Source organism: Paenibacillus sp. 22594, from assembly GCF_052044425.1.
Taxonomy (GTDB): domain Bacteria; phylum Bacillota; class Bacilli; order Paenibacillales; family Paenibacillaceae; genus Paenibacillus_AQ.
The window spans coordinates 674,171-695,623 of sequence record NZ_JBQENA010000003.1; the positions used below are offsets into that span (position 1 = coordinate 674,171).

Genomic DNA, 21,453 nt, shown 5'->3' on the forward strand with positions numbered 1-21,453 from the left:
ATTGTGTGTGACGTCGGGTAACGTCTCCTCCTCTGGGTGAAGTAAGTGAATCATATATTCTCTTGCTTTAATGCATCAATAATATTCTCCTTTTTTACTTTAGCTCCGGAATAAACAACCGCAGAGCTGACAATGACAAATACACACACAATGACAGACAGAATGCTCATCCAGGGCAGGGTGAACCCATAGCTGAATTTGTTCGCAAATGCTTTATAGATTAGAACCATCACGGCGAAACTGACAGGAAGCCCATACAAAAGCGACTTGACCCCATAAAAAACACTCTCATAGTTCAGCATTTTTGCAAACCCCTTTGGCGTCGCGCCTACGGATTTCAGCATCGCAAATTCCCGTTTGCGAAGAGCCATCCCTGTTGAGATCGTATTAAAGATGTTCGCAACGGAAACCGCAGAGATTAATACGATAAAACCGTAAGAAAAGACGTTCATCAGCAAAATCTGTTGTTCTTCTCTTATTCTGGATTGATATACATTGTAGACATTCAGATTGGTCTCATTCATCGCTTCAATTTCCTGCTGCGTTTTCACCGGTTCCGTGCTTTTCAAATGTAGGTACATCGAAGCGTTAGCCAGCTCCTCGCCGTCTGCCAGCCGATTCATGACGCGTTCCGACACGATCATATTTAACCCGCCTACGCCTACCGGGCTCATCCCCATCGGTGCCTTATCCGTCAATGCGGCAAATATCACTTTATTTGCCTTCTTTTCTTCCCCGCTCGCTTTAATAAAACTCGTTAGCTCGATATGTTGTCCGATATTCGCATATATGGACTTCGTCTGAATATATTTTCCCGTATCTATATCTTTGTAATGAATCGTATCCATCACGATTGCGGCGGGATGATCCAGATCCGTAAGCTGTTCGTAATCTGCGTGAGCCGCTCTGGCATAGGCTTGCAGGCTCGAATCATTCAGTGCATAGAGCTTAATTTCGTAAGGGTATTTCCCGTCTTGCAGCATACTCTTATCCTGCTTAACCTTCTCTTGCAACTCGTCGGCGATGCTTGCTGCATCGACCCAAGCGTTCCTGACTAACTCATGACTCACGTTGTATTCCGTGACGCCATCCAGAGATACAAGCGATTGCATCAACCGGTCATCTAGTCTTTCGCCATTACTGGACGACACTTCAATATCGTAATTGATGCCTTCCAGCGACAATGCCAGAGATTGTGTCAGGCCAGTCGTGAAAAACGATATCGTCAAAAACAAAACGTTGCTGATGACAAGCGAAAAAAGAATAACATGATATCTTCGTTTGTTCCTTTTCAAGTTTTTCAGCCCGATTTCTGCTTCGATTCCGAAGAGCTTACGAATGATCTTCGACGTCTTCACTGCTTTGACCGTAAGCTTTACGTCAGTGGTTTGGCGAATCGCGTCCATGGGAGATACCCTGGATGCTTTAACCGCCGGGAGATACACCGAAACGAAAATCGTCAGCATCGAAACAAGACAAGTAATCAAGAGCAATAACGGCGTGACGATAAGCCTCAGCTTTTCACTAGTCCATAATGCCCCTTCAATCATTGTGTTCATGAAAGAAAAGGTGATTCCGATTCCGGCAAGACCGCATAGGATGCCAATGGGAATGCTGATCAAACCAATGACGATACCTTCAAAAAATACGGAATTTCGCTTCTGCCTTTTCGTCGCCCCCACGCTCGCGAGCATCCCTAAATGGCGGGAACGTTCCGAGACGGATATCGCAAAAGCGTTATAAATGAGCCCAACCGAGCCAATGATAATGGCCCCCATAATGATTGCCGATAATGAGAACATCATGCTGGATGAGGCTCCGCTGCTGGACAAGCCATAATAACGAAGCAAATCGTTATTATATTGGACAGTGTCAATTTGGTTTTTCTCAGCCAGCTTCTCCGCATGTGCGAACAAGAACGGATTGACCTGTTGCAAGACCACCGACGCATCGACCCGATCGTCCCCCCCGATGATATGATCATCGACATAGCTAATGATCGTATAACCCGGGGCCCAAGCCGTTTCCGACACCGGACGTTTAATGAAGCCTACCACCGTATAATCCCTAATTATGCTATGCTGTAATGTCTCGGTCAATGTGCCGTCTTCCCTGCGCAGCGGTTCCGTCTGATCCAGGGGATGATCGCCCCCTTGTTCGAATCGGTCGCCGACGCGAAGCGTTAGACGGTCGCCGATTTCGTACTTCACTTTGCCATTTGTTGCAACAGACTCGGAGATCACAACCTCCTTGTCCGTGTGCGGAAGACGCCCCTTGCTTATTTCAATCTGAAATTGTGTGAACCCTTGCACATCATATTCCTTAATGAACAAGTACGGCTTATTGGAATTTTGTCCCCCTTCTAATGGGGCATACCCAAGGTCTCTTGTGATTGCAACCGTTTTGGTTGCATCATCGCCCTGTATCGCCGCAAGCTGTTCCTTGGTTATATCTTGATACTGAATATGCCACTCCCCTGTATCTGTGATAGTTTGTCTGATCATTAAATCCGCAAAGGAAAAAACAAGCGTAATGACAGCGGTCATCATGGATACCGAAATAATTACGCCAAAAATAGTCACAAGTGTTCGTCTCTTGTTCTGCTTCAGATGCCGGATGGTTAATGTATTGACAATATTCATCGCCTTATCACCTCGTCTTTGGCAATCCTCCCATCTTCAATCGAAATGATTCTGTCGGCTTGCAGGGCGATCCGCTCGTCATGCGTGATTACGATCAGTGTCTGATGATAGGTCTTATTCAGCATTTTCAATAAATCGACGATCTCGCTGCTATTCCTGCTGTCCAGATTCCCGGTGGGTTCGTCGGCCAGCATGATCGCAGGATTGCCGATGATCGCCCTGCCAATCGAGACACGCTGCTGCTGTCCACCGGATAGCTGATTCGGCAGATGGTTTAATCGATGCTGCAAATTCAGCTTATTCACAAGATCAGCCAATTGCTTTTGATCTACCTTTTGTTGATCCAGCAAGAGCGGCAGCGTAATATTCTCTTCCACCGTCAGGACGGGAATCAGATTGAAGAACTGGTAGATCAGCCCGATTTGTCTGCGTCTGAAGATGGCCAGCTGCGTTTCGTCCAAGGTATACATATCCGTATCCTGAACATACACTTTCCCGCCAGTCGGTCGATCCACACCGCCCAGCATATGAAGGAGTGTCGATTTCCCCGATCCGGAAGGTCCAATAATTGCGACGAATTCACCTTTTTGGACCGAAAAGGAAACATCATCCAGCGCCTTCACCGCCGATTCGCCTGTGCCGTATATTTTGGACAAATTTTTAATGGTTAAAATCTCCATTGCTATCCCTACTTCCTTAGATGCTCAATTCCAGGAATATACCATCTCTCTATATCCAACATCCCAAAGGGTTTCATTCCCCTCAATGGTTATCTTAAGCTCATTAGCCCGGGTGAGATGAAGGATCCTATTATCCGGCTCATGGAGCTGATCTTCTGCAGATACAGACAGGAGCTCATGCCCGTCAACGGTAACCTTAAGGCTGCCCTGATAATCCTTATGATCAGGAATTCCATAATTCAAGCTAAGATACAGTTCTCCCTTATTGTCTAGCGAATACGTATATGTTTCCTTCTTTTTACCTTCGATGCCATACACATTATATTGGGGTGTCACGTCCTGGCCACCAATCTTAAGGCTGTCCTGTTTGGTTCCCGTTAATCGATTTCCGGTACTATCTTCCCATTCGTTTATCGCTACAAAAGGGGCCAGCTCTTTGGTGAACACTTGATCAACTACTCCGAAGACCCCCCACACGCCGAGCATTAAGACAGCACTGGCAATTCCCGTAGCAGCGATATTTCTCCAGTAGTTTTTTGTACGGAAGCCAATCTTGTACGCCCCGAATCCAATAGCAGCGCCCAATGAGTTCTGTATGACGTCGTTCGTGTCAAAGCTGCCGAGGAATGTTAGGGCCTGGATGGTCTCCAGCACAAGAATGGACAGGATAAACCCTGTCATGAAGCGAACAAAGCTAGTGCGGTATAACAACGGAAACAGTATGCCAAAAGGTATGAAGGCTGCAAAGTTTCCAATACCCACCAAGTCCATCAGGGTCGGATGTAGAAGATCGGAAAGACCCGGCACCCTAAAAAAACCGTCCGGCAAAAAAATAAAGGTGTACTGACTGGTTTGATCTACAGTATCCGCTCTGCCGAAAGCAAAAAGCATAAAATAAAGAATAATCAGGGTGTAGCCTATCGTGATAATAAAAGTAATCTTGCGCTGCTGCTTCACTTGCATGGTTGTACCTCCATCGTTCATCTGATAAATATCATTTTATCTGTCCAAAATGACTTTACAGTGACATTGGAGGTGACAGTTCAGTCACTTACGGAGTGCTGTTAAATCACATGCTTATAAAATTTGATCCGAAACTCTGTACCAGTCCCGCTGTCGCTCGTTACATCAATCACACCGTTCTGGCTTGCAATGATGCTGTGAGCCATCGCAAGCCCTATACCGATGCTTCCTTCATTAGCATTTTTTCCTTTATAAAAACGTTTGAAAATATAAGGCAAATCCTCTTTCGGAATGCCCTCTCCATTGTCAGCAATAACGATTTCCGTAAATAGCACGTTGTCGGAAAATGTGATGGTAATCGCACCGCCCTCAGGTGTATGCTCCACTCCATTTTTCAAAATATTGATAACCGCTTCAGCAGTCCAATGGAAATCGCCGGCAAAAGAGACGTTGTCATCCCCTGTGATGGAAACGGTCTGCCCCTTAATATCCATCGGAATCATAACCGGCTCCAGTGCCTTTTGGATTAGGGTTTCTATGTGTATTCGATCTTTTTTGAACGGGATAGTTCCCGCTTCCATTTTCGCTAGCTTTAACAAGGATGAAACAAGCCAATCGATCCGTTCAAGCTGAATGCGAATATGATGGGTGAACTCCGTTCTTTTGAGTGGAGGCAGATCAGAGGCGCTTAACAGATCTGCCATGACTGTCATAGAGGTGATCGGTGTTTTGAGCTGATGTGAAATATCGGAGATGGCATCGGTCAGTTGAAGCTTATCCCGCTGCAATAGCGAACGATGCTCGGAGAGCATGCGTGTCACCTTGTAAATATCATTCTTTAAGATGCTAAGCTCACCTTCTTGATTATCGCGAGGGTCAAGGGAGGCCTGGCCGCTGCTAATCTCCCGCAAATAGACGGACAGCTTCTCTAGCTCGTAATATCTCCGTTTTGTGAATAATAAAGCTGTGCCGGTAAGCAGCACGGATACAATAATAACCAGGGCTGCGGCGACGGACGAAATGAAAGCAGCAATGACGATCGCCGATAAGCTGATCGAGCCCATGACGAGTAATAATATTTGATTTTCCCGATTGCGCAGCATCTAATCACCAACCTTATAGCCTAAACCGCGTACCGTTTTGATCAGAGCCGGCTGCTCTGGATTATCCTCCAGCTTTTCCCTTAGCCTTTTGATATAGACCGTTAACGTGTTGTCATTCACGAAGTCGCCGGCCACGTCCCAGATTTGCTCCAAGAGCTGATTCCTGGTGAGGACCTGTCCAACGTGGTTGCCAAAGATCAGCAATAAGCGGTATTCCAAGGCGGTTAGCGAAATTTCGGCACCGTTTTTATATACTTTGCCTTCCAGCGTATGGATGCGCACATTGTCAATGTCGATGACCGCTCCGGCGTGGGACAGCTTCTGGTATCTCCGCAAGACGGATTTGATCCTGGAGAGAAGCTCGCGAACCCGAAAAGGTTTGGTAATGTAATCATCGGCTCCCATATCGAGTCCCATCACGACATTGACCTCATCATCAATCACCGTTAAGAAAATGACCGGAATATCCCGTCGTTCCTTCACCATCTTGCATAATTCATAACCAGTTCCGTCTGGAAGCTGTAAATCGAACAGGCACAAAGTGAAGTGATCGATGTCTTCGGCGAGCACCTTTCGGGCTGAAGCGGCATCATGGCAGAGAACGGTCCAATAACCCTCTTGCTGCAGCGAATATTCCAGTCCCGACGCGATCGTCTTATCATCTTCAACTAATAATATTTTCATCTGAAGGTCATCCTTATGATTGATTTCAGAACATTTAATGAATTCCACGACTACACAATCTCTTTATTAAAATGTCCTCTTGTGTCTGTTTCCTGATTAAAGACAGCATCATTCATTGAGCCATTTAATTTATCTGACGCCATATTAATGACTTTCACAACCTGCTCTTTGGATTCCACTGTGAAGTTTAATCTAAGTGCCTCGATTCCTTTGAGATTTGGTAGCTCATCTAATAGGTTAAGCGTCCTCCCATGAAGGAGAGTCGTTGTACAATCATCATGGGAAATGATAGGGAACGTTCCTTGCTCATCTTTTAACTCATAGCTCTTCGTTTTGCAAATTCTGCATTGATTCATTTTTTTCATCGGACAATATTTTGTAAACATCAAAGGAGCCTTGCCATATACAATCATTTCCAGTGCAGGATAGCCGTCATTTTCTTCAATATAGGCATTCCTTAAATCTTCAATTTGGCTCTTATTCAATTCATAAGATAAAGTGACTCGTTTTGCCCCTAATCTATATAATTCATAGCAACTAGTAGCGTTAACAACATTTAGAGAATAGTCCGTAACAAACGGATTCGTTCCTCTGTAGTGATAAATTCCGCCATATCCTCCAATGAGTAGCTGCCCTTCTTTTTCCTTATAATCAATCTGATTTCTTCTAACAACGTTTTTAAAATAGATTTCCTTAATTCCACAGCTCACGCAAGCATCGTACTGCTCCTTAGTCGTTACAGAGGCCGTAAGGTATGGTTCTTCAGGGGCAAAGCTTATTTTTTCTTTTGCTTCCAAAGCCTTAGTTCTTTTCTTTTGGCTGTTAAGCTTTATGTCATATAAGCCCAGTACAATATCTCTTCTTGCTGCATTTAACAGTTTAGCTGGAATAAATGCATTGCATTCTTCATATTCCACATGATTAAGTTCGAATATCGTATCATTTAATCTTGAAAATTGCTTGATTACCTGGTCTTTTGTTGTTGGATTATTAATGGCTTCGCCTAGTATTTCCTCGCTTTCATATGAATAAGTAAAGCCTAAGCCCTCCGCATCTATGACAAGCTTTGAATCTGGAGATGCATATACTCTAATATCGAGGTTAAACCGCTTAAATTCTTTTTCCAGTGATGATTCTAATTCTTTGTTATAGAAATAATCCTTCGTTTTATATACTAAATCTCCCTTAGACACCTTTTCTTTGATTTTGATATAGCAGACATCATCTGCTTTGTTGATTAATTCACCCTCTTGATCGTACAGTTTGGCAACAGCCAGATTAACATCTTCATTGTTGTGACTTATTCGAATGGTATCGTTCTGATTTAAAGGACGTGTAAGTGTTATTTCATACATGTCTTTAACAATCTTGCTGATTGTTCCAATTTCATAACCAAAGTGATTAGGTCTTACAATGTTTGTAATATTTCTCCTATCTTCGTGAAACAAATATCCTTTAGTAAATGTTCTATTGAATGTTTTTTTCAGATTTTCTTTATCTTCGTCGGTTATTTTATGATCTAAGGCCATGCGATATTTGGATACAACATTAGCAACATACGTAGGCACTTTCATTCGGCCTTCGATTTTTAAAGAATCGATTTCTTTTAAATCCTCGATAAAGTCGATTGTGTTTAAGTCCTTGGTAGATAGAATATGGTTTTTCCCTAAAGATGTACCTGTTGTCTTATCCATGAGTTCATATTCCTTACGGCATGAACCCACACATCTTCCGCGATTTGCACTTCGATTGCCCATTAATCCTGACATTAGACAGTTTCCAGAATAAGATACACATAAAGCACCGTGAACGAAAATTTCTAAAGGGATCTCAGCTTTTCTTTTGATCTCTTTTACTTTTTCAATCTCCACCTCACGGGACAGAACAACTCGTTTAGCACCAAGTTCTTTAAATAATAAAGTTCCGTCTACATCGTCGATTCCCATTTGAGTTGAACAATGTGCTTCCATATCAATAAAGTTTTTAACGATATAATCGAAAGCAGTCAGGTCCTGGACGATAATGCCATCCACACCGATTCTATTTAATTCGTGTATCTGCTCTTTCATCTCTTCAACTTCGTTTTCAAAAACGATGGTATTCATTGTAACATAGAGTTTAACATCCCTCAGGTGCGCATACGTAACAGCCTCTTTTAACGATTCAAAATCAAAATTAGATGAGTATGCACGTGCACCAAATTTTTGCATTCCTAAGTATATTGCATCACAACCATTAGAAATTGCAGCTTTTAAAGCCTCCATATTTCCTGCTGGAGCTAGTAATTCAGTCATTTTTTCCTCCTTGTGACTCATAAATTAAAAAAAATTTGTAGTTACTTGTGATATGTTCTCCGTAACATGGAGCTGCTGGAGGAGATTATCCAGAAGGGCTTCAAGACGCTTGGACTGATGGAAGTGATCAGTCCCGTCACCGCAATCAAGGCGATTGAGATGAAGCACAAGTTATTCAACGGGGGCACAGGTGGCTATACGCTCTACGGCCTGGAAAGAGATCAAGGTGCATGAGGCAGCGCGCGAACAGGCCATCACCATAGCTATCCTTGAGTTTATCCCGATGGAGCAGCATGATGCTGTGACCCAGCGCATGGAGGATATGACACGGGCTTACTATGATTCAATTGGCCTATGTGAAGCATACCGGCAGATGGAGGCCATGAATTGATTGAGCATGCCAATAGACCAATACAATTTCAAAAACGGTGGTGAAGATAAGATGGAACAGATGTATGTGAGTCAGACTGTAAGGCGAATACAGAAGCGGTTGAGCCATAGTAATAACGGAGCAGCTTTCAAAGAATCGATTAAGGAAGCCGTCACCGTTGGCGTTGGACAGCATGATGTAGTGATCGAGCTTATTGATACTTTGACGCGCGGCGTATTACCAATCTATCGGCTCGGGTAAAGCCTATGCACAGCAAGTAGCAAGAGAGACAATAGAATATCATGCGTAATGAAAAAGAGAACACCTACGATGAACATTCTCCTTTGTGTGGCTTGTTAAAGTGTGGGGTAAGGTGGTGTGTGAATATGGTCAGGTGTCGATACATCGCCCATCTCACATGTTTTTCTAGATTCGCCTGGGGCTCCAGGTCAAGCTGAGGCACTTCAGTTGCTAGACTTTGATTTCAAAGGTTGTATTTTTCCCATATCCAACCAACTTACAATTTTTTCGCCGTTACTTGTGATACGGTTCCCCGTAACATCTATAGAGCGAATTTCTGCCTGTGTCACTTCACAATATTTCACCCTATTTATGTTACGCTTGAGCTTATCTCTCTATCAGTGATAAGTAATTTATTAATCTTAATTCTTAGTTTTAATCAATCCCTCATTCCTGTACTTTACTAATACTTGCAGAGGTTTTGTTAGATCGTCATAGAGTCCGTAGAACAATTTCCAATCGAGTGAAAAATTGTCCTGCATCTTATATAAAACCTGTTTATCATCCATTGAGAGAATGCTGCTGTCATAATTGTTGTTCATTACTTTTTTAAATATTAAATTAATTTTCTCGCTTGAATCGTATCCATGCTCCGACAAACTCAATAATTTAAAAGCATACCGAACTTCAGCTTCAGTACCGTGTGAATAGTGGCAATTTATGAATTTTTTGCACTCTTCGAAAAAGTCTTCTTTCTCGATATCCAATTCTATTAATTTTTGATTAACTAACTCATCTATTGAACGATACACTGCTTTTTCGAATCTATCTACTTCTCCTATTCTTTTCTTATACTCCTCTTCTATTAAATCACCGGCAATCTGAATAACATTTTTCCGATCATTCTTAATTATTATTTTTCTCTTTTTTAAGTTCTCTGATGTGACAAAAGAGCCAGCAATAAATCCAAATATACTTGGAAAAATATCTATTTTATTTCGTAAAGAACATTCACATACCATTTCATCAGGGAACAAATACTCCGAATATGCCACTGTATTCCCGCATTCCTCACACTTCTTTGCAAATAACTTATCTCCACAATATTGACACTTGGCTGGCAAAAGATTTTCGTTTATTTCAATATTAAGATAATCATAGATAACTGTCTTTTTATTCATACAAGTAGGACAATCTAATAAATCATACAATGTTTCGTTAATATTGCACAATAAACAAAGTTGAGATCCGGCAAGCCAAGTGTATTGATTACAAAACACGCACCTTATTACCTTATCGTCATTATTCTTGGAGTATTTTTCTGCAAGGACCTCTATGGATTTAATATAATGATCTTGGTTAGTTAGTAAGTTAAACCTCTCTTGTCCAAGTTGCACTTTAAGGAAATCAACCGGTGAAACATAGAATATAGATTCTTTATTATAAGGTTCGTATAAAAGTGGAATTATGATGTGGATAATTATGTAGATAAATTCTCCTTCTATCTCCAAAAACTCACTCTCTGAAAAAAAATAATCAGAATGCAAAACCCTATTTCTTATGGTTTGAAATTTCTCCATCCTCTTAATTTCATCATGTTTTTCAAACATATAATTCTTATTTGTTTTTACTAAGTTTTTAAGAGTTTCAAATGCCGACACTTTTAAATTGTTGTTTTCGTATTCTTTAATTAATTGTTCATCATTCATATTACGTTGACTATCGAGTATACTGCGCAATCCAGAATGAAAAGAAACGGAGAATTTCAATGCCAACTCAACTGTTGTTTGTAGAAATATTGACGTTTTAATTAGTTTATCGTTTGTTGTTTGTTGCGCTTCGTTACTTGAACTCAAGATTTCATCAACTGTAAAGACCAAGAACCTGATTGCATTTTTATAAATATTTTCGATTACTCGATCCAATATTGATTCATTTAACACTAAATCACCCTTTTCATTTCCCTATGTAAAAATTTCCAATAAATTTGAAGCGAGTATCACTCTATTTATGTAGAGGTTCAGTTAATCAATATAACGGCGAAAAGCTTAAGGGCTCCAATAGGAGGCCCCTACTGATGTTACATTTTAGATATCCCTTATAGAAACTACATTTCCGACTTTGTTTGCGATTACACTTTGAATCGGTGTATATAAATAGATGCTTGTTGCTGGGGTAGAAAGTGTAACTATTAAAGAATACTTCATTGCTCCAACGGATTAACCATGGTCGATTTGACCACCATCCTCTTATCGGATGAATTCGAATCAATTCTAGTTGCTAATTCAGACGCGGTAGTTTCCCAAATGTCACTATGAATAGTTCCTTTATTCCTAGTAGTCGGACCTATTTTTCAATCAATGTTACTTGATTGAGGATTGCCTTCTTCCTCTTCACGGGCAGCCTGATTGTTGATTCGATACATGTTCCTACATCTCATTCAAGCAAACGTCTACTGACCCCTGCTCTTTCATCTTCCCATATAGCATCATGCTCATAAGACTTGGCCATTTGTTTATGAATCTGGGCGACAGATGGATAGCTGAATTCTAAAGCCAAGTGCGACCAGCTTGAGAAGGGCGCAAGGCCGAGGCCGAGCAGAAACTGACGGACAACATGTCTGTCCCCGTCCCGCTCCAGCAGGTCAGATATGCGCTCTAGCAGTTTCATAGGCTCTTTAAAGAGTAGACGGCGGAGGGGGCTTTTGCTTTCCGCAAGTATAAGTCCCCCCTCCAGATACCGCATCGTTATGCAACCCCAAAAACTTCTCAGAAGCCTGTTTCCGCCGACTTTTCTCTAGAGCGTAGCCCATCCTGAACCCATGCCCGGCAAAGCACCTTACCCTACCTGCTGCGAGTTTTTCCTCAAAAACTTGCCCCTACTTATGGTACGGCTCCCCCCGATTAATCTTCACCGCCCGGTACACCTGCTCCACCAACACCAGCCGCATGAGCTGGTGGGGCAGCGTCATGCGGCCGAAGCTCATACGCTGCTGGGCGCGGCGCATGACGTCATCGGAGAGCCCGTGGCTCCCTCCGATGACGAAGACGACATGGCTCGTCCCGTAGGTGCCGAGCCGGTCGATTTCGGCGGCAAGCTCTTCCGAGCTCCAGAGCTTGCCGTCGATCGCGAGCGCAATGACATGCGCCTCGCTCTTGATGTGCGCGAGGATACGCTCGCCCTCGCGTTCCTTCACCTGAACAACCTCAGCGCTGCTGAGGTTGTCAGGTGCCTTCTCATCCGCCACCTCAATGATCTGGAACTTGAGGTATGGCGTCAGCCGCTTGGCATACTCCGCGATGCCGAGGGTCAAATACTTTTCCTTCAATTTGCCTACGCCAATAATTTGAATCAACATATATGCCTCCATCTGATAACTTCTGTAGCTACAATTCACTCCGTTTATCCTCGGTCTGCGCTAATCACACCTGAAATCTCCGCTTCGGATATAGCGTTCTCATCCTATCTATACTCCATAGCTGTTATAGTGGACAATCCTTATTTGTAGTTAATTAACATCCCCTATTCTGAGGGTTATCTTTAGTGTAACATAATGCGCGAACAGGTCGAATTAGTAGGTTGTGATTCTCACTTGCCGCAATCTCCCCACAACAGCCAGCATTAGCAAAACAGCCGTAGCCAGCAGGTAATACAGATATATCCCTTGATCAAGAGATTGCCGTGAGGCTCCCATAAAATCCATAACTGCTAATTTATTTAGAGGACCCAAATACCACATCAACATAAATATTACCTGAAAAAGCTTGCCATTTCTCGACCATACACCTAAAGCTAGTGCCAGCGTGGGAACAAATAATCCGCCTACAGCCAGCGCCATCAGACTGCCCCATTCCCCTGCGAGCAGACAATGAATCATAGCCCCACTGCCTGTCAAATACGCAACGATGATTCCGGCTAGCCACAGTACAATAAATTGATTCCGAACCGGATGCATGGCCGTAAACATGATTTGATGAGTCCGGTGATACGCTTCATTCGTGCCCATTGCTGACCAGATCAGGATAGGCCATACCCAGGTAAAGGGTGCAACAAAACTTAATACAGACTCCATAGGCAACAACAACCCTAGGACAATCATGACCAGTGCGATCAAGTACCACCAAATACGCAACCCTTTGAGCATAAGCCGCAGCTCCATACCTAATATCCTGATGTAGCGGGATTGCCCCTGTACTACATTAGTGTAGGGAGTTAACTTTATTCCACTGTCATTTATAGGCACAGGCTTTATTTGCGGCTCTACATTTCTAAATTCGCGAGGTTTACCATTTGTACTAATGTTGGATGATCGTGTAAGATCAAAGCGATGAAAGAAGATGGAAGCCACTACTGCAATCCCTACTGCCACAGCTAACCAAATATAACGTTCCAAAAACATCTGCATCGTCCAAGGTACACCTGTCCAGTCGTAGGTTACTAAGTCCCCCCGCAACGGACTCATCCCAGAGATATGCCCCCCATTGCTATGAGGAAGCCTCGCATTAACCCCACTTGATAGTCTGGTAAGGATCGGAGAAATCCCAAGTATATCCTGGCTGGAATGAGTGGCTGTAGTAGACAATCTAAGCGACAGAATCCATAACACAAAGTATATTAAATTGCCCAATCCCTTACGAAACAAAGGTACCGATTCAAAGAAGATGGCTATGGATGCAACCAAAGCTATAGTTGGCAAAGTGGAATACAAAAATGGAAGCAAAAGTTTCAGCAGTTCAACCGTATAACTTTCCCCTCTAATCAGTTGCATGGCAAGGGCGGTTACCATTAAAACAGCCACAATAGACATCAAGAAAACGAAGTTACTCCACATTTTACCCATGGTGTACATCCACTTTGTAATCGGAGTCGTTGCTATAATTTGCCCTACTCCCGTCTGCACATCCCGTTCAATCGCATTTTTCACCAGAAAGAACGCTGGAAGACTTAATATCATGGAGGCTAATATAGCTGTTGCACTGCCGACCCAATCGGAGTTATATATGCCGCGTATATTGTGGAACGATAAGGTTATATAGCTCTCATGACTGGAGGGAATATATTTATATACGATAAAAATGGATACAAGTACTGTAATCAAAAAGCTGTACCTCCGGACCCTTTCTAAATAATCAGCTTTTATCATCTGAAATTGAATTCGAAGCGGCGTCATACGGTTACCTTCTGCTTATTGGCCGAAATGCAATATAAATAGGCGTCTTCCAAAGTGGGTGTTACTAAGCGGCTGTCGGCTGAAGGCGGATTATCGGCAATAACTTTCATACGTACCCCTTCGCTGCTCTGAATGGTGCTGCTGATTAACAATTGCTTACGCGCTTCCATCCATGTATCATTCGGTATCAGCCACTCCCACACTTTCCCCACCACCGCTTCCAACAACTTGCTAGGAGCTGCCTGTATCACGAGCCGTCCTTGATGGACAATAGCGATATCTGTTGCAGTCGCTTCGACGTCCGATACAATATGCGTTGATAATATTACAATCCGCTCCCCTGACAATTCCGCTAAAAGATTACGAAAACGAATACGTTCTTCAGGATCCAGTCCAACCGTTGGCTCGTCAACGATTAATAGCTTAGGGTCGTTCAATAAAGCTTGTGCTATGCCTACACGTTGTTTCATCCCGCCTGAAAAGCTGTTCAACGGCTTTTTGCGGACCTCATGAAGATTGAGCAAAAAAAGCAATTCATCAATTCTTTTTTTAGCGATTGTATGATCCAATCCTCGAATTGCTGCTAAATATTCTAGAAACTCAACCGCATTTAAATGAGGATATACGCCAAAATCCTGTGGTAAATAACCGAGTATGCCCCGAACCGCATTAGGATCCTTAGTGATATCGATGCCATTCCAGCTCACCTTACCCGCTGTGGGTTGAGTAATGGTTGATAGAATTCGCATCAAGGTTGATTTCCCAGCACCATTCGGACCTAATAATCCCAAAACACCTGTATTGATCTGCAGAGATAAGTCACGGAGCCCGTAAGAATCGCCCTTGTATTTCTTGCTTACGTTGTCAATTGTTAATTTCATAATACCCTCCCGATTTATCTGATAACCTGCGTCTATTGGTTTGACGATACCAAAGATGCTTTACCCTCAGGTATTCATGAAAATATTTCAAAATTTAACCATCAAAATTGAACCTCCGGCAAGTTCCGTATATGATAGCTATAGATTATTTTACCCGGGAGGTTTACTTACAATGGAAGTCTTAATCAATGAACAAATTAGAGCGTCCGAGGTTGTCCTTACCGGACTGAAGGGTGAGAAGCTGGGCGTGGTTTCCAGAGAAGAAGCGCTGGCTATGGCCCGGTCCGCAGGAGCAGACCTGGTCTGTACCTCGCTGATGAGCAGCCCGCCGCCCTGCAGCCTCATGGCCAAGGGTAAAGCCAAAGCGGCAGCACAAAAAGATAACACCGCTCGCAAGGCAGCTTCAGGCCGCACACCAGCGGGCGCGGACAGCAAGGAGAAGGTGAAAGAATTGCGCTTCACCGCACATATTGAGGAGCATGACTACGACACGAAGCTGCGTCAGGCGGACAAGCATCTGCGCTCCGGGAAGCCGGTGCAGCTGGTAGTCAAGGCCTCAGGCGCGAAGGAGGCCGCTGCATCCAAGGCCGTCATTGAACGGCTGCTCGCTGATCTTAAAGAGGTTGGGATGAAAGATACCGGCATCCAGTATGGCGGCAAAGGCTCGCAGGTGAAGGTGAATCCGCGCTGAGGCAACGGAGGTGGTCATAGAAAATCGAGTAGGAGGAGGCGGCAAGCCTCCGTCCTCTCACACCACCGTACATGCGGGTCCGCATACGGGGGTTCCAAAAGGTTAACCAAGTTCCAGATAACGTGAAAGCAAACTTTTCAGCCCTCTCGCTTCCCAATAGGAAGTCGGGAGGGCGTTATTTGTGTTCCGGGACATTTCCCATGCGCCTCGCCTTGAATTGGCCATTGTAAAACAAGCCCATTCTGGAACACCTAGCGCTCTAAGTTCGCGTATTCGTGTGCGCACTCGTTTCCTTTGCTTCCACAGGCACATTCGGAGTCGCCTCCGAATCCATTGGTCTAACGTTTGGAAGTGGGACTTTGCCGAAGCTAGACGGAAATAGCCGATCCAACCCATTAGATAGAAGGCGAGAGTGCGGAGACGAGATTGTTATTTTTATTCCTGCTTAAATCAACTATAATGGGGGATAGCTTTATCATTCGTTGGGAGAAGGTTGAGAAGTGTCGCTACGCAATTGGAAATATACACCGCTGCTGTTGATGCTGATTTTCCCGGTGCTCGGCAAGATGTATGCATGGGTCAACAAGCCGAGAGGCAAAGTCTATCATTTGATGACCTCATGGGATAACGCCATCCCTTTCGTCAAATATTTTGCACTGCCTTATTCCGTTTGGATCTTTTATATTTATCTATGTCTTTACTATTTCTTCAAGAACGATTTGCGTGTGTATTACCGTGCTTTGTTGATTTATACCGTATGCGCATGCATTTGTTACGGGATTTACTCTATAGTTCAAACAACGGTGCCACGCCCCGAGTTGGTGGGCCATGACGTCTTTACCTTGATCGTGCGTTTTGTGTACCACCGGGACCAGCCGTTCAATTGTTTCCCCAGTATCCATGTGTTCTCCAGCTACATGGTGTTTCGCCTAACCGCCAGCAGCGGCTTCCGGAACAAATGGAACATGCTCCTGATCGGGGGGATGTCCGGGATGATTATATTATCCACGCTGTTCATCAAGCAGCATGCGATTCTCGACGGCCTTGCCGGCATTATGCTAGTTGAAATTGTATTGGCCGCCGTTCTGCTGGTGGAGCACTTCTTCACCCGCAGCAGCAGCACTCCCCAAGAGCGTTCTTTCGAAGATAGTCCTCGAAGCACCTGAAGCTCCTTCCGCAGATAAGCGAAGGGGGCTAACCGAAGTGTCAAAACCGTGAAAGGCTACATCCATGCGTATAAAACGGGTGGTCTTTCTGCTTTACAAATGAATTATTCACCAGGTGCGCTTTTCTTTTTCAACTTTTGTGCCATATACATTACACCACCCCTGCTCATGACATAAGCTTTTCTCATCAGCTTTATGAAAGACACCGGCATCCAGTATGGCGGCAAAGGCTCTCAGGTGAAGGTGAATCCGCGCTGAGGCAACACAGATAGTCATAGAAACAGCTAAAGACAAAGCCGACAGTGGCTTTGTCTTTTTTGATAAAAATATATATGCGCCGCTGACCCATTAGCCTTCTGGTTTTTGCCACTTTCGAGCTCAGTTACTCAACAGACACCTCAGTTACTACTCTCCTCTGCCTTCATGACCGGCACAGGTTGTTCTGCAGCCTCGTAGGCACTGAGCACAGAATCCAATAGTCCCGGAAAACGTGCATTCAAGTCCTCGGTGCGCAAAGACAACATGCGCTGAGTACCTTGAACACGGGTATGGACAACCCCTGCCTCGCGCAGCGTCCGGGCATGGTGGGACAGCGTCGATTTGGCGACAGGCACGTTGAAGCAGTTGCAGGCCTGTTCGCCATGGTGATGGATATCTGAAATGATGGATAAGCGAATGGGGTCACTGAGCGCATACAGTACGGAGGCAAGCTGAATGTCTTTGCGGTCCGGATGAAAAAGTATCTTCATGGATCAATATCCCCTTTAGAGTACAGATAGATGCCACAAATAATTGTGCTCCTAATTGCATTTTATATCAACCCATGCTATATTTCAAATGTTCGATGATAATCGAAATACAAAACACAAAAAGGAGTGGCCATCACATGGACTCATTAACTAATACCTCCGCTACAGCGGAAGAGAAGGATTCATCAGTGGAAGCCACTCTTCCCAGAGAAGGGCTGTTGACGCTTCTGTTCAGTGTTGCGGTTGTTCTCGTCATTATGAATACGGCGATGTTCAATCTGGCACTGCCTGATGTGACGGAGTCATTTGGCATCTCAGCCTCCGCCGCCTCCTGGATCGTGACCGGATATTCCATTATGTTCTCCATTGCTTCAATTACCTACAGCAGACTCTCCGACTTCCTGCCGATCCGCAGGCTGCTGACGATTGGCCTGCTGACACTAGGTTTCGCGGCGGTTGCCGGATTCCTCAGCACGAACTTCATCTTCCTCTTGATTGTCCGGATCGTGCAGGCTTCCGGGGCCGGGGCCGTCATGTCGTTGTCTCTGGTGCTGTTCACCCGGTATGTTCCGCTGGACCGCCGCGGTAAGGCGATGGCTACCATAATGTCTGCAGTTTCGCTTGGTCTGGGACTCGGTCCCGTTGCGGGCGGAGCCATTACCCAGTACTTCGGCTGGAACTGGCTGTTTACCGTTACCGCATTTATTCTGCTGCTTGTACCGCTGTTTCTGGTACTGCTGCCGAAGGAACTGCCGAGCCGCGGCTCTTTTGACGCCGTCGGAGGGATCTTCCTCGGAATCGGCACCACCGGGCTTCTGCTGTTCCTGACCAGTGGGCTGTGGATGGCTCTGGTTGCCGGCATTGCCGCCATTTTCTTATTCGTCAGCCGGATCCGCACCACTCCTGATCCGTTTGTCATGCCAGCTCTTTTCAAGAACCGTTCCTACCTGGTGCTCTCTCTGGTCGGGATTGCCTCATACCTGTGCAGCTTTGCAACACTATTCCTGCTGCCACAGATTCTGGTTCACCGATTTGGCTTCAGCGCAAGCCATGCCGGATTTGTGATTTTCCCCGGCTCCCTGCTGGCCATTGTTGTATCCCGAGCGGTAGGCCGGATCATTGACCGTTTCGGCAACGGGGGTATTCTGCGCTTTGTGCCGCTGCTTGTACTGACGGCAACCATTCTATTTGCCCTGTTCGCCGGACAATCATGGGTGGCGGTGATGCTCGTATATATGATTATGAGTCTGGCCTTCACAACGCTATCCAGCAGTGTGTCCAATGAAATCTCCCGTATTTTGCCTTCCTCCCAGATTGGCTCCGGGATGGGATTGTTCCAGCTACTGCAGTTCTTCAGTGGCGCCTTCGGTGTAGCGATGGCCGCCAGTGCGCTGGAATGGCAGCGTGGACTCTCCCTGTCTACGGCTTACTCCAATATTTACTGGGGACTATCCATTGCCGCACTTATCGCCATTGCCTCTGCCTTTGCGTACCGCCGGAACAGCGGTAACGGGATGGAGGGAATGATGGAGGCGTAAGCGGATCATCATACAATATATATGCAAAAATACCCTGCAGCTCACATTCACAGCTGCAGGGCAAGCCTGATTAAGAGTGACCGGATACCCCGGATGAGTGAACATCCGGCTCATGGCCCTCTTTTGAATAGTTGATTGAATTGTCCTGAAGCACTCCAGCTCTAAACTACCAGAACCTCTGCATTCTTATCGCACTCCGCACATTTCGCCGGGGGATCCCAGTCAGAGAACTCGGTTTCCTTCAGATCCACAATATCCGGTGCATCCTCGAACTCGTCCACAAATTTGTCGATGGCCAGCTCTACATGTTCCTTACACACTACATACATTCGATCAAGCATCCCTTTCTGTGCCGCTGCGGCATATACTCCTTCTACTGTTCTACCACACTTCTCCGCAAAAAGGAACTCCCTCCGCAGAGTTTACACACTCTCCACAAACTTCTGAATATCATCCGCGATCAGTGTCAATGCATCCCGCCAGAACTCTGGTGAATTCACATCAATATCCATCAGTCTCGCGGCATCTGTGATGGTATTTTTACCCGTTGCTGCCAGGAAAGAGCGGTACCGCTCTACGAATGCTTCGCCCTGCTTCTTATACTGCGCGTACAGTCCCTTGGAGAACAGCAGTCCGAAGGAATAAGGGAAATTCAAAAATTCGTTGCCTGCCATATAATATCCGGCTTTGCTGATCCATTGGTAAGGATGAATCGTGTCAGGATCCACACTATCCCCATATGCAGCTACCATCGATTCATGCATCAGGTCATTCAGTTCTTGGACGGACAGAACACCGGACCGTCTTCGTTCATACAGCCGGCTCTCGAATAAGTAGCGGGCATAGAAATCCACAATGTAATATCCGGCATCGGACAAGCTCCGTTCCAGAATGGAGAGGGTCTCGCTTTCAGGTGCCACCTTCCGGAGCTCCTGGTGAATGAGACTTTCGCAAAAAATCGACGCTGTCTCGGCAATCGGCACCGGATAGTCTGTATTCACCATAGTTTCACCGGTAAGACAGCTGCTATGGTAGGCATGCCCGATTTCGTGCGCCAGTATACTGATATCGATATAATTCCCCGTAAAGCTGGTAATGATCCGGCTCTCTCCGATCGGAAAAATATCGACGCACAAGCCAAAATTGCCCTTGCCCGTTCTCGGCTCAGCATCAATCCAGCGCTGCCGAAACACCTTGCCGGCGAATTCGCCCAGTTCTGCGCTGAATGCACTGAAGCCGGAGACGATCACATCTCTCGCTTCCCGGTAGGTTACTTTGGCTGAACTCTCCCCGGCTACCGGAGCAAAAACGTCATAAAACGGCAGCTGACCAGAATGGCCGAGCATCTCTGCTTTTTTCAAATAGTACTGATGGAAGACTGGAAGACTCTCCTTAATGGCATTCAGCATCACGGTTAGTGTCTTCTGGTCCATTCTCGATGCGGTCAGTACTTTATGCAGCGGTGAGTCATACCCTCTCAGCTTATAGACTGCAGCCGCTTCTCCGCTAACCGAATTCAGACAAGCCGCACTCTGTTCCGCCACACTCCGGCACGCTTTGTGCTCAGCTTCATAAGCTGCTTTTCTCACCCATGCGTCTCTGTCATAGACCAGATTCCGCAATTCCGCAAGGGACAAGCTCTGAGCTTCTCCACCAATCCTGATGTCCGTACGCAGCGTGGATAAGGTCTGCATATACAGCCGCTCCCAGGCTTTGGAACCGGTACGCTGCATCCTCGCAATGACCGCTTCCGCCTCTTCACCGAGCAAATGAGCAGATTGCTGCTGCAGCCCGTACAGATAGAACTCATGCTCGGCAAGAAAAGCGGACGATGCTATGATGGAACTCAGATCTGTGATTGTGCTTAGCCATTTGCTGAAGTCTGCATGAATCTCCCCCGCAGCCAGTGCCGTGTCCTCAAGCTCATCCATTCGGTTCACTGCATCCATATTGCTGCTGTCTACGCTGAATCTTAACTCCGCATAGCTGAATAGACAGAGGTAGACACTTTTGTAAGCATTATATTCCTTCAGAAATTGCTCGATGGCTTGCGCTGTTTCTCTATCGTTATGTATACGGTTATGCAGATGTTCAGCAGACCATTTCTTCAATCTCTCAGCAGACTCTGCCAAAAGCTCACGGTCCTGATTGAACTTCTCCGACTCAAAAGAAGGGTATAGGCTTTCCAGCTCCCACGATAAATCCATCATTTAATCTCTCCTTATTTGAGAAGCGCGAAAATATATTTTGATATCGATAATTCGGTTAATCCATCCAATAGT

At 45.2% G+C, this 21,453-nt stretch carries 20 protein-coding genes and 1 pseudogene; 6 read left to right on the top strand and 15 right to left on the bottom strand.

From position 1 onward, the window contains the following. Positions 1–50: 50 nt before the first annotated feature. The 6 genes from ACTJKB_RS13715 to ACTJKB_RS13740 all read right to left on the bottom strand — a co-directional run bounded on the left by ACTJKB_RS13715 (position 51) and on the right by ACTJKB_RS13740 (position 8,366). A complete protein-coding gene (locus ACTJKB_RS13715; protein ID WP_440834649.1) occupies positions 51–2,642 on the bottom strand; it encodes an ABC transporter permease in 2,592 nt (863 codons plus the stop codon). Further along, positions 2,639–3,322 carry an ABC transporter ATP-binding protein gene (locus ACTJKB_RS13720; protein ID WP_440834651.1) on the bottom strand — a complete coding sequence of 228 codons (684 nt, stop codon included), beginning with the start codon at positions 3,320–3,322 and terminating at the stop codon, positions 2,639–2,641. Before ACTJKB_RS13720 ends, ACTJKB_RS13715 begins: the two co-directional genes overlap by 4 nt. A 24-nt stretch (positions 3,323–3,346) precedes the next feature. Continuing rightward, on the bottom strand, positions 3,347–4,285 hold the full coding sequence (locus ACTJKB_RS13725; protein WP_440834653.1) for a VanZ family protein: 939 nt from the start codon (positions 4,283–4,285) through the stop codon (positions 3,347–3,349). Between the two features lie 101 nt (positions 4,286–4,386). After that, complete coding sequence (locus tag ACTJKB_RS13730) at positions 4,387–5,388, bottom strand: sensor histidine kinase (protein ID WP_440834655.1); 1,002 nt, start codon at positions 5,386–5,388, stop codon at positions 4,387–4,389. Further along, on the bottom strand, positions 5,389–6,072 hold the full coding sequence (locus ACTJKB_RS13735; RefSeq protein WP_440834656.1) for a response regulator transcription factor: 684 nt from the start codon (positions 6,070–6,072) through the stop codon (positions 5,389–5,391). A gap of 50 nt (positions 6,073–6,122) precedes the next feature. Further along, positions 6,123–8,366, bottom strand: coding sequence for a DUF3656 domain-containing U32 family peptidase (locus ACTJKB_RS13740; RefSeq protein WP_440834657.1), 2,244 nt, complete (start codon positions 8,364–8,366; stop codon positions 6,123–6,125). A 66-nt stretch (positions 8,367–8,432) separates the two neighbouring features. On the opposite strand from ACTJKB_RS13740, the gene ACTJKB_RS13745 reads away from it, so the two are divergent. The 3 genes from ACTJKB_RS13745 to ACTJKB_RS13755 are packed head-to-tail and all read left to right on the top strand — an operon-like array spanning position 8,433 to position 8,997. After that, positions 8,433–8,600, top strand: a complete 168-nt coding sequence (locus ACTJKB_RS13745; protein WP_440834659.1) for a hypothetical protein — start codon at positions 8,433–8,435, stop codon at positions 8,598–8,600. Then, positions 8,557–8,757, top strand: a complete 201-nt coding sequence (locus ACTJKB_RS13750) for a hypothetical protein (RefSeq protein ID WP_440834661.1) — start codon at positions 8,557–8,559, stop codon at positions 8,755–8,757. Before ACTJKB_RS13745 ends, ACTJKB_RS13750 begins: the two co-directional genes overlap by 44 nt. Further along, entirely contained in the window at positions 8,758–8,997 is a 240-nt protein-coding gene (locus ACTJKB_RS13755) for a hypothetical protein (RefSeq protein WP_440834663.1), read from the top strand. Between the two features lie 401 nt (positions 8,998–9,398). On the opposite strand, the gene ACTJKB_RS13760 is transcribed toward ACTJKB_RS13755, so the two are convergent. From ACTJKB_RS13760 to ACTJKB_RS13780, 5 genes are all read right to left on the bottom strand, one after another. Next, a complete protein-coding gene (locus ACTJKB_RS13760) occupies positions 9,399–10,901 on the bottom strand; it encodes a hypothetical protein (protein ID WP_440834664.1) in 1,503 nt (500 codons plus the stop codon). Positions 10,902–11,412: 511 nt separating this feature from the next. Continuing rightward, complete coding sequence (locus tag ACTJKB_RS13765) at positions 11,413–11,646, bottom strand: hypothetical protein (protein ID WP_440834666.1); 234 nt, start codon at positions 11,644–11,646, stop codon at positions 11,413–11,415. A gap of 208 nt (positions 11,647–11,854) precedes the next feature. Further along, entirely contained in the window at positions 11,855–12,334 is a 480-nt protein-coding gene (gene rlmH, locus ACTJKB_RS13770) for a 23S rRNA (pseudouridine(1915)-N(3))-methyltransferase RlmH (RefSeq protein ID WP_440834667.1), read from the bottom strand. Between the two features lie 213 nt (positions 12,335–12,547). Beyond that, positions 12,548–14,146, bottom strand: coding sequence for a hypothetical protein (locus ACTJKB_RS13775; RefSeq protein ID WP_440834669.1), 1,599 nt, complete (start codon positions 14,144–14,146; stop codon positions 12,548–12,550). Continuing rightward, the gene (locus ACTJKB_RS13780; protein WP_440834671.1) at positions 14,143–15,027 is read right to left on the bottom strand and encodes an ABC transporter ATP-binding protein; all 885 of its coding nucleotides are present in this window, start codon (positions 15,025–15,027) and stop codon (positions 14,143–14,145) included. Before ACTJKB_RS13780 ends, ACTJKB_RS13775 begins: the two co-directional genes overlap by 4 nt. A gap of 172 nt (positions 15,028–15,199) precedes the next feature. On the opposite strand from ACTJKB_RS13780, the gene infC reads away from it, so the two are divergent. After that, the gene (gene infC, locus ACTJKB_RS13785) at positions 15,200–15,718 is read left to right on the top strand and encodes a translation initiation factor IF-3 (protein WP_440834672.1); all 519 of its coding nucleotides are present in this window, start codon (positions 15,200–15,202) and stop codon (positions 15,716–15,718) included. A gap of 102 nt (positions 15,719–15,820) precedes the next feature. Here the strand turns inward: infC and ACTJKB_RS13790 are convergent. Further along, positions 15,821–16,129, bottom strand: a pseudogene (locus tag ACTJKB_RS13790) (group II intron maturase-specific domain-containing protein); the annotation flags it as partial. Between the two features lie 89 nt (positions 16,130–16,218). Between ACTJKB_RS13790 and ACTJKB_RS13795 the strand changes: the two are divergent. Beyond that, positions 16,219–16,884, top strand: a complete 666-nt coding sequence (locus ACTJKB_RS13795) for a phosphatase PAP2 family protein (protein WP_440834673.1) — start codon at positions 16,219–16,221, stop codon at positions 16,882–16,884. Positions 16,885–17,282: 398 nt separating this feature from the next. On the opposite strand, the gene ACTJKB_RS13800 is transcribed toward ACTJKB_RS13795, so the two are convergent. After that, positions 17,283–17,633 carry an ArsR/SmtB family transcription factor gene (locus ACTJKB_RS13800; RefSeq protein WP_440834674.1) on the bottom strand — a complete coding sequence of 117 codons (351 nt, stop codon included), beginning with the start codon at positions 17,631–17,633 and terminating at the stop codon, positions 17,283–17,285. Between the two features lie 137 nt (positions 17,634–17,770). On the opposite strand from ACTJKB_RS13800, the gene ACTJKB_RS13805 reads away from it, so the two are divergent. Continuing rightward, positions 17,771–19,171 carry an MFS transporter gene (locus tag ACTJKB_RS13805; RefSeq protein ID WP_440834676.1) on the top strand — a complete coding sequence of 467 codons (1,401 nt, stop codon included), beginning with the start codon at positions 17,771–17,773 and terminating at the stop codon, positions 19,169–19,171. 161 nt (positions 19,172–19,332) lie between these two features. On the opposite strand, the gene ACTJKB_RS13810 is transcribed toward ACTJKB_RS13805, so the two are convergent. Next, entirely contained in the window at positions 19,333–19,500 is a 168-nt protein-coding gene (locus ACTJKB_RS13810) for a CxxH/CxxC protein (RefSeq protein WP_074086447.1), read from the bottom strand. 93 nt (positions 19,501–19,593) lie between these two features. Continuing rightward, positions 19,594–21,378 (bottom strand): M3 family oligoendopeptidase, encoded by a 1,785-nt coding sequence (locus tag ACTJKB_RS13815; RefSeq protein ID WP_440834678.1) that lies wholly within the window; start codon positions 21,376–21,378, stop codon positions 19,594–19,596. Positions 21,379–21,453 lie beyond the last annotated feature (75 nt).

Bases quoted from the DNA above. Each gene is read 5' to 3' on its own strand.
- ACTJKB_RS13715 (WP_440834649.1), bottom strand. From the start codon at position 2,642: ATGAATATTGTCAATACATTAACCATCCGGCATCTGAAGCAGAACAAG.
- ACTJKB_RS13720 (WP_440834651.1), bottom strand. From the start codon at position 3,322: ATGGAGATTTTAACCATTAAAAATTTGTCCAAAATATACGGCACAGGC.
- ACTJKB_RS13725 (WP_440834653.1), bottom strand. From the start codon at position 4,285: ATGCAAGTGAAGCAGCAGCGCAAGATTACTTTTATTATCACGATAGGC.
- ACTJKB_RS13730 (WP_440834655.1), bottom strand. From the start codon at position 5,388: ATGCTGCGCAATCGGGAAAATCAAATATTATTACTCGTCATGGGCTCG.
- ACTJKB_RS13735 (WP_440834656.1), bottom strand. From the start codon at position 6,072: ATGAAAATATTATTAGTTGAAGATGATAAGACGATCGCGTCGGGACTG.
- ACTJKB_RS13740 (WP_440834657.1), bottom strand. From the start codon at position 8,366: ATGACTGAATTACTAGCTCCAGCAGGAAATATGGAGGCTTTAAAAGCT.
- ACTJKB_RS13745 (WP_440834659.1), top strand. From the start codon at position 8,433: ATGGAGCTGCTGGAGGAGATTATCCAGAAGGGCTTCAAGACGCTTGGA.
- ACTJKB_RS13765 (WP_440834666.1), bottom strand. From the start codon at position 11,646: ATGAAACTGCTAGAGCGCATATCTGACCTGCTGGAGCGGGACGGGGAC.
- rlmH (WP_440834667.1), bottom strand. From the start codon at position 12,334: ATGTTGATTCAAATTATTGGCGTAGGCAAATTGAAGGAAAAGTATTTG.
- ACTJKB_RS13775 (WP_440834669.1), bottom strand. From the start codon at position 14,146: ATGACGCCGCTTCGAATTCAATTTCAGATGATAAAAGCTGATTATTTA.
- ACTJKB_RS13780 (WP_440834671.1), bottom strand. From the start codon at position 15,027: ATGAAATTAACAATTGACAACGTAAGCAAGAAATACAAGGGCGATTCT.
- infC (WP_440834672.1), top strand. From the start codon at position 15,200: ATGGAAGTCTTAATCAATGAACAAATTAGAGCGTCCGAGGTTGTCCTT.
- ACTJKB_RS13800 (WP_440834674.1), bottom strand. From the start codon at position 17,633: ATGAAGATACTTTTTCATCCGGACCGCAAAGACATTCAGCTTGCCTCC.
- ACTJKB_RS13805 (WP_440834676.1), top strand. From the start codon at position 17,771: ATGGACTCATTAACTAATACCTCCGCTACAGCGGAAGAGAAGGATTCA.
- ACTJKB_RS13810 (WP_074086447.1), bottom strand. From the start codon at position 19,500: ATGTATGTAGTGTGTAAGGAACATGTAGAGCTGGCCATCGACAAATTT.
- ACTJKB_RS13815 (WP_440834678.1), bottom strand. From the start codon at position 21,378: ATGGATTTATCGTGGGAGCTGGAAAGCCTATACCCTTCTTTTGAGTCG.